The organism is Neisseria sp. P0021.S006 (genome assembly GCF_051956895.1).
On record NZ_JBQCWZ010001151.1, the window covers coordinates 1 to 482 of the forward strand.

Annotated in this window: 1 protein-coding gene; it reads right to left on the reverse strand. The window is 52.5% G+C overall.

Features of this window, described 5'->3' with window-relative positions; all coding sequences use genetic code 11:
* The coding region (gene holA, locus ACTHUM_RS19205) for a DNA polymerase III subunit delta (protein WP_440403877.1) at nucleotides 1-477 on the reverse strand (477 nt) is incomplete at its 3' end.
* Nucleotides 478-482 lie beyond the last annotated feature (5 nt).

Here is a 482-nt window from a genome sequence, read left to right on the forward strand (position 1 = left end):
GTCCAAACCCTGCTGTTTCAGACGGCCTTGTATCCATTGCGGCAAAGCATGTGGCGCAACGGCTTTGGCTTCTAAGACGATGCCTTTGCCTGCCAATGCGGAAAACCATTTGGACTGGATTTGCGCTTTTTCAAGCTTGGGCAGGAGGATGAGCGTAACCGTATCTTCGGGCAGGCGTTCGGCGAAGGTTTGCAGGGCATCACCTCCGTTTTTGCCGGGTTTGCCGTTGGGAATATGGATTTCCAGCAGTTTCAAATCGGCAAACAAACCTGCGCTGCCGGCACTTTGCAACAGCTCGTTCCAGTCAAAATTGTTTTCGGCAGTATAGACTTCGCGGTTGAGATAACCTTGTTTTTTTGCAGCTGCACGCAGCGTATCCAAAGCCTCGATGCGCAACAAATCCTCTTCGCCGTGAATAATGTACAACGGTTTGAGCGGCGTATCGGGGCGCAGGCTCTCAATGGGTGCGGCAGCCATTATCG